Source organism: Agrobacterium sp. NPDC090273 (assembly GCF_044772305.1).
In the GTDB taxonomy this organism is placed as follows: Bacteria; Pseudomonadota; Alphaproteobacteria; order Rhizobiales; family Rhizobiaceae; genus Agrobacterium.
Map to the genome: position 1 here is coordinate 126,317 of NZ_JBIVYN010000013.1, position 7,043 is coordinate 133,359.

At 57.4% G+C, this 7,043-nt stretch carries 7 protein-coding genes; all 7 read left to right on the top strand.

Annotation, left to right across the window (positions count from 1 at the left end; all coding sequences use genetic code 11):
- Window positions 1–56: 56 nt before the first annotated feature.
- Window positions 57–1,154, top strand: a complete 1,098-nt coding sequence (locus ACIQT8_RS24695; RefSeq protein ID WP_400971029.1) for an ABC transporter ATP-binding protein — start codon at window positions 57–59, stop codon at window positions 1,152–1,154.
- A 56-nt stretch (window positions 1,155–1,210) separates the two neighbouring features.
- Window positions 1,211–2,920, top strand: coding sequence for an ABC transporter permease subunit (locus tag ACIQT8_RS24700; protein WP_400971067.1), 1,710 nt, complete (start codon window positions 1,211–1,213; stop codon window positions 2,918–2,920).
- Between the two features lie 35 nt (window positions 2,921–2,955).
- Complete coding sequence (gene dapA / locus ACIQT8_RS24705) at window positions 2,956–3,876, top strand: 4-hydroxy-tetrahydrodipicolinate synthase (RefSeq protein WP_400971032.1); 921 nt, start codon at window positions 2,956–2,958, stop codon at window positions 3,874–3,876.
- Between the two features lie 98 nt (window positions 3,877–3,974).
- Window positions 3,975–4,808, top strand: coding sequence for an IclR family transcriptional regulator (locus ACIQT8_RS24710; RefSeq protein WP_400971035.1), 834 nt, complete (start codon window positions 3,975–3,977; stop codon window positions 4,806–4,808).
- Window positions 4,809–4,840: 32 nt separating this feature from the next.
- Window positions 4,841–5,662, top strand: coding sequence for a pyrroline-5-carboxylate reductase (gene proC / locus ACIQT8_RS24715; RefSeq protein WP_400971038.1), 822 nt, complete (start codon window positions 4,841–4,843; stop codon window positions 5,660–5,662).
- Window positions 5,663–5,715: 53 nt separating this feature from the next.
- Window positions 5,716–6,888: an alpha-hydroxy acid oxidase gene (locus tag ACIQT8_RS24720; RefSeq protein ID WP_400971040.1), complete on the top strand. Its 1,173-nt coding sequence runs from the start codon at window positions 5,716–5,718 to the stop codon at window positions 6,886–6,888.
- A 39-nt stretch (window positions 6,889–6,927) separates the two neighbouring features.
- The coding region (locus ACIQT8_RS24725; protein WP_400971070.1) for an FAD-binding protein at window positions 6,928–7,043 on the top strand (116 nt) is incomplete at its 3' end.

Sequence of the window (7,043 nt, forward strand, 5' to 3'; positions counted from 1 at the left end):
AACCGGCCCGGCACGATGCCGGGCCCCAATCTGATCCAGAAATCGGCAGGGCCGCCATGTCTTTATCCAGTTTGACCGTAAAAAAACTCGCCAAACGTTACGGCGACTTCACCGCTCTTGCCGAAACCGACCTCACGGTGGGCGACGGAGAATTCCTGACGCTGCTCGGACCGTCCGGCTCCGGCAAGACCACGCTTTTGAGCCTGATTGCGGGCCTGTCCCGACCGGATGGCGGCGCTGTTCTGATTGGCGACAACGACGTCACCTATAATGCACCGCACTTGCGTGACATCGGCGTTGTTTTCCAGAATTATGCTCTCTTCCCTCATATGACTATCCTGGAAAACATCGCTTTCCCGCTGAAAATGCGAAAGGTTGCGGCAGAGGAAGCAAAAAGGCGCGCCACGGAAGCACTGGAAATGATCCGTCTTCCCCACATTGCCCAGCGTTATCCCAAGGAGCTGTCGGGCGGACAACAGCAACGTGTCGCCCTGGCGCGCTGCATGGTCTATCGCCCCTCCATCATTCTCATGGACGAGCCCCTTGGCGCCCTCGACAAGAAGCTGCGCGAACATATGCAGCTTGAGATCAAGCGCATTCACCGCGAGCTCGGCGCGACGATCATCTACGTCACCCATGATCAGGAAGAAGCGATGACGATGTCCGATCGGATCTGCCTGATGAACTCCGGCAAGATCGAGCAGCTCGGGACACCGGCGGATCTCTACTTCCGACCAAAAACACTGTTCGTCGCCGATTTCCTGGGTGAGTCCAACCTCATCGAGGCAACAGTAACAAGCGCGGGCGACGACATGATCGATGTAACGATCGGCGCGGGATCGGTTGCCGCGCAAGCGATCGCCAACGAAGCGATATCTGCCGGCGATGCAATCCACATCATGATCCGTCCGCAGAACCTCACGATCAACAAGACACAGAAAGCCGATGGTATCGGCGCGGTCGTCAGCGATGTGATGGTGACCGGAAGCCTGACGAAAATCTATATGAATGCCGAAGGCTGGTCTTCACAGGAACTGGTCGCGGCATTCCCGACCCGCCTGAACGGTGATCATTACCAGATCGGCGACAAGGTTTCGCTCTCGTGGGAAGGGGCAGACGCGGTTGCGATTGGCCGCGCGAGGGTTACACAATGAATGCGCCGTCTGCATCCCAAAAATCTGCGGCAATGCCGATCTGGGTAGGGCACGTGATGAAGGTAGCACCGCTCATCGTCCTGCTGCTGGCTTTTCTCGTCTATCCGGTCGGGCAATTGCTGTCGCTGAGCTTCGTTAACGATGGTGTGCTTTCACTCGCATCCTACAGACAGCTCTTTGCATCGCCGCTCTATCTCAACGTCCTGTGGATCACACTGAAGATCTCGCTTGCGACGACGGCACTTGCAGTCATCATCGGCTATCCGGTGGCCTATTTGATTTCGACGGCAGGCCCACGAACCAAGGGACGGCTTGTCTTTCTTGTCCTCCTTTCATTCTGGACGAGCTTCCTTGTCCGGGCATTCGCCTGGGTCATCATCCTGGGCCGCAACGGCGTCGTCAATCAGACGCTGGTGGCCCTTGGCATCATCGACCGTCCAATCGACCTGCTCTACGGGCTTGGCGCCGTGCTCGCCGGTATGGTTCATGCGATGCTGCCGCTTGCCGTCATGACGATGCTTGCGGTCATGGAAAACATCGATCGCAACTTGCCGCGTGCTGCCTCCACGCTTGGTGCACGTCCCGGATCGGCCTTCTGGACGGTATATTTCCCGCTTTCGATGCCGGGTGTGGCGGCTGCCGCCATCATGGTGTTCGTGACTGCGATCGGTTTCTTCATCGTTCCCGCCCTGCTCGGAGGCCGTTTCGAGACGATGATCTCGCAGCTTATCATCGACCAGGTGCAACAGACACTGAATTGGGGTCTTGCTGGCGCTATAGCAGTGCTGCTTCTTGCCGTTGTTCTTCTTGTCTTCCTTGTTTACGACCGGATCTTCGGTTTCACGACACTGACGGGGGAAAGTCAGGGTGAGGGCAAGAGCCGCGATTCCATCTCCCGGCGCGCAGGGGCGAGATTTCTAGCGATCCTTGGCGAGGTCAGCGACCATGTGCTGGCGCTTTTTCCAGGGAGCAAGAAGAGCCTCGATGAAGTTTATCCGCCCCTGTTCCTGAGGGTCTTCGTCTGGACAGTGCTCATCCTGATTACGCTTCCTGCGGTTCTGATGATCCCGATTTCCTTTAGTCAGGCGGGTCTGAATTGGCCGCCAAGTGGATTTACCACGCAGTGGTATTCACAGATGTGGGCAAATCCAGTCTGGAGCCAGGCGGTTCTGCGATCACTGACGGTTGCAGCGGGTGCAGGCATTCTCTCGATGCTGATCGGTGTTCCTGCCGCGTTCCTTCTGGCTCGCGCCAACATCCGTGGAAAAGCAGCCATCCTGGCCTTCGTGCTGTCTCCGATCGTGGTTCCACGCATCATCATTGCTGTCGGCATGTTCTACGTGTTCGCAAAGCTTGGTCTTGTCGGCACGTCGATCGGACTCATTCTCGGCCACACGGTGGTGTGTGTCCCCTATGTCGTCCTGACGATGGTCGCTGTTCTGCGTAACTACGACACGCGGCTGGATGCTGCTGCCCACAGTCTCGGTGCGACACCGGTCAAGGCACTCATCCATGTGACGTTCCCGATCCTCGGGGCTGGCATGTTCTCGGCATTCCTGTTTGCTTTCGCAACGTCGTTTGACGAGCTGACAATCGCACTCTTCTCTTCGGGTGGCCTCAACGCAACTCTTCCCAAGCAATTTTGGGATGAGGTGACGCTTCAGGTTTCGCCCGTGATCGCTGCGGTTTCGACCTGCCTCCTGGTCTTTATTTCGATCCTGATCTTTGCCGCTGACCGTCTGCGTCGACGCGGCGCAGGTCACTAGTCACGCCCCACGATACTTAAATGAAGGACAATAAAATGCTCGATTCCACCAAGTTGCACGGTATCCTTCCGGCTCTTGTGACGCCCGTGAAAGCTGACGACACCATCGATACGGCTGCCGCTGAAGCCCTTTTCGCCTGGTTGCAGAAGCAGGGCGTCGATGGTGTGGTTCCGCTGGGTGGTACGGGCGAGTATGGCGCCTTGTCGCGCCGCGAACGCATCCGTTTCGTGGAAATGTCTGCGAAGGCATTTGGTGGCAAGTCTCCGGTAATTCCGGGTGTTCTCGACCCCGGTTTCCACGATGCGATGGATAGCGCGCGTGAATTCGCTGCAGCCGGCGCAGACGCGCTTCTGGTGATCACGCCCTATTACACCAACCCGACACAGGCCGGCATTCGCGACTACTTTCTGCGCTATGCAGACCAGTCTCCCGTTCCGATCCTGATCTATGAAATCCCCTATCGTACCCGCATTGCGATCGATCCTGAGATTCTGCACGAGTTGTCCGGCCACGAGAAAATCATCGGTATGAAGGCCTGCAACACGGACATGTATCACTACCTGCGTGTCATGGCGGGGCTTTCTCCTGATTTCACGATGCTCAGCGGTGAAGATTCCCTTTTCCCGTTGCATGTAGCAGCAGGCGCCAAGGGTGGCATCGTCGTCACGGCCAACCTTGTTCCGAAGGTGTGGCGCCGGATGTTCGACCTCGCGGTGAGCGGCAAGACAGTCGAAGCGCTGGCTTTGCACCAGGATCTCATTCCGTTCATGAATTTGGCGTTTGCCGAGACCAATCCTGGTCCGATGAAATCGGTCATGGATCTTATCGGGGTCAATGCGCCGAGCATGCTGGCGCCGCTGCGCCAGCCGAAGACCGAGCTACAGGCTGCGCTGCGCAAGGAGTGCAGCAGGCTTCTTGAAAAGTATGAAGCGGTAGAGGCCAAGCTTGCATCATAACCCTGTGCGGTCGATAAAGATGGGGCTCGCGATGGCGGGCTCCTCTTTAACGTTTCGCGGAAATCGACTGCGATCAAATGGTCGGCAAGGAATATCTCATGCCTAGAAAACCGGTGGAACCAATCGAGTCAGATGCTGCCCTGCCGACCGATCCGAAGGCATCATCGCTGTTTGTCGGCTCCACCGAAAAGGCGTTCCAGGTGCTGCACGCCTTTGATGGGCCACATAAGCAGATGCCGCTTTCCGACATAGCAAAGGCAGCCGGTCTTGATCGCAGTGCCGCGCAGCGGCTGGTCTACACGCTTGAAACCCTTGGTTACATCAGACGCGTCCACAAGACACGCAACTACGCGCTAACGTCCAAGGTCTTGCAGTTTGCCTACAACTATCTTCATGCCCACGAGGTCCTCGACAAGGCGGCACCCTACCTGCTGGAGATCAGCCGTTCGGTCGGAGAAACGACGAACCTTCAGGAACTGGACGGTCATGAGATTGTCTATGTCGGACGGTTTCCCGGCCAGCATCTGGTCAATGTCGACATTATGGTGGGGAGCCGGTTGCCGGCACTGTTTACAGCATCCGGGACGGCAATCCTGTCGAGACGCTCACCCGAAGAGATCGACGAGGTTTTCGCAAAGACGGACTTTCGGCCTTTGACACCCTATACGGTGACCGACAAGGCAAAGCTCAGGGAGCGCATCCAGGAAGCCTCGGAGAAAGGCTATGCCGTCGTCGCCAATGAAACGGTGATGGGTGACATCTCGATCGCAGCCGCGATCACCGACGAGCATGGACGTGCAGTCGCCGCACTCAATATTGCTGCTCCGACCACGCGATGGACTGTCGAGAAGGTGGAGGCGGAGCTTGCTCACCACGTTCAGGTCGCCGCGACGTCGAGCTCAATGGCAAAATTTGTTCACTACCAGCGCTGAATGCGATCTGGGGTTCAGTAAGGAAAATCGTCTTGGCCAATCCGATCAATATTGTTCTCGCCGGGTGCGGCAACATGGGTTACGCGATGTTGAAGGGTTGGCTTGCACGCGATGGCATGACGCCTGACTGCGTTCACGTCGTGGAGCCAGTGGAGCCCTTGCGTAAGCGTGCAGCAGAGACTGGTGCACGCGTTTACGAAAGCGCTGACGCACTGGAAGCTTCTCTCAAGCCTGACGTGATTTTTCTCGCAGTCAAACCGCAGGTCATGACGGCGGTGCTGCCGGCTTATCGGCGATTTGTTGGCTCGTCCGTGTTTGTGAGCATTGCTGCAGGTGTTGGCGTCCGCACGCTTGAGGCCAGCCTCGGCGATTGTGCTGTTATCCGTGCCATGCCGAATACACCGGCTTCGATCGGCCACGGAATGACTGTGACGTTTGCGAATGACGGCGTCGATGAAGATCAGGCACAGCTGGTACAAGGCCTGCTTTCTGGAATGGGAAAGGTGCTGGCAGTCTCATCGGAAGAACAGGTGGATGCGGCGACAGCCATATCCGGCTCTGGCCCGGCTTACATCTTTTACTTCATAGAGTGCCTGGCGAAAGCCGGGGAGGCCGTCGGTCTCGATGCTGATCAGGCACTGTTGCTGGCGCGGCAAACGGTTCATGGTGCCGCTGCAATGGCATCAAGCCGGAATGACGGGCCTGATGTCTTACGGCGTGAGGTGACAAGCCCCAACGGAACGACGGCGGCCGCGCTCGACATTTTGATGGGCGAGGGTGCATTCATGCCATTGATAGGCGAGGCTGCCAAAGCTGCGCATGACAGGGCAATCGAACTCTCCAAAACGAACTGATTTGGCACTTTTCGATCTTTTGGCTACCGCTCATCGCGCAGGTTGGAAACACAATGCCTCAGCATTTGAATGCCCGTGACTTCAGACAGGCTGCAAAACGGAGACTTCCAAAATCGCTGTTCGAGTACATTGATCGGGGTGCCGAGGATGAGCGAGCACTCGCCAGGTTGCGAGAAAGCCTCGATGCGATTGAAATGGTACCAAGCGTGCTGACCGGACATCGGGAGCGCGACCTGCGGACCGAGATATTGGGCCGCGAGCAGGCGATGCCTCTGATCGTTGCTCCGACCGCGCTTGCAGGACTGGTTTCACATCAGGGAGAGGCGAAGATTGCCCGTGCTGCTAGCCGACTGGGCATTCCGGTTTGTGTTTCGACACAATCCGTGACAACGGTTGAAGAGGTCGCGGCAGGTGCTCCCGGAGCTGACATCTGGTTTCAGCTCTACATGTGGAAAGACAGGCGTCTTTCGAAGGCCCTCCTTGAACGCGTTGCGGCTGCCGGCGTCAGAAATCTCGTCATCACGGCCGATACGCCGGCCAGTCCGAAACGGGAATACAATCGTCGAAACGGTTTTTCTATCCCGTTTGAGTACTCCCCGCGCTCGGTCATCGATGTCGCGATGCACCCGCGCTGGTTTTTTGGCGTTTTGATGCGCTATCTCACGACAACCGGGATGCCGAGCTATGGTCACTATCCGCAGGAGTTTCGGGGCGCCGTGACGCGCCCATCGATTGCTGAAGCGGTCCGGTTGGAAAATCTTTTGAACTGGGAAGACGTTCGGCAGATCAGATCCTGGTGGCAAGGCAAGATCGTCATCAAAGGTGTCCTGAGTGCCGCTGATGCCAGGAAGGCGAGAGAAATGGAAGCAGATGCTATCGTTGTCTCCTCCCATGGTGCCCGCAACCTGGATGTCGCGCCACCACCGGCAACGATTTTGCCGCGCATTGTCGAGGCCGTGGGGCAGGACATGGAGGTTCTGGCTGATAGCGGTGTCATGCGCGGCAGTGACGTGCTGAAATATGTCGGTCTTGGAGCGAAAGCGGTGATGGTCGGACGGCTCCCGCTTTGGGGGCTTGCCGCCGATGGCGAAGCCGGTGCTGACCGGCTGCTGTCGATATTGCGCGATGAAATGGATCTGACGCTTTGTATGCTCGGGCTCGAACGTCCGGCCGATTGCGCGTCTGCGATCCTGAGTACCGAACGCTTCAGCCATGGGCACAATTGACACGCGTTTTCGCCCCACACCATGAACGAGATGAAAAACATGCAAGTCCCTTTGCCAGACCTCCCTGAACGGGAATCGATGGAATTCGATGTCGTGATTGTTGGTGCAGGTCCCGCTGGCCTTTCTGCGGCGATCCGTCTGAAACAGATCGATCC

Coding starts and splice junctions, on each gene's coding strand:
- ACIQT8_RS24720 (WP_400971040.1), top strand. CDS start 5,716: ATGCCTCAGCATTTGAATGCCCGTGACTTCAGACAGGCTGCAAAACGG.
- dapA (WP_400971032.1), top strand. CDS start 2,956: ATGCTCGATTCCACCAAGTTGCACGGTATCCTTCCGGCTCTTGTGACG.
- ACIQT8_RS24710 (WP_400971035.1), top strand. CDS start 3,975: ATGCCTAGAAAACCGGTGGAACCAATCGAGTCAGATGCTGCCCTGCCG.
- ACIQT8_RS24700 (WP_400971067.1), top strand. CDS start 1,211: ATGAAGGTAGCACCGCTCATCGTCCTGCTGCTGGCTTTTCTCGTCTAT.
- ACIQT8_RS24695 (WP_400971029.1), top strand. CDS start 57: ATGTCTTTATCCAGTTTGACCGTAAAAAAACTCGCCAAACGTTACGGC.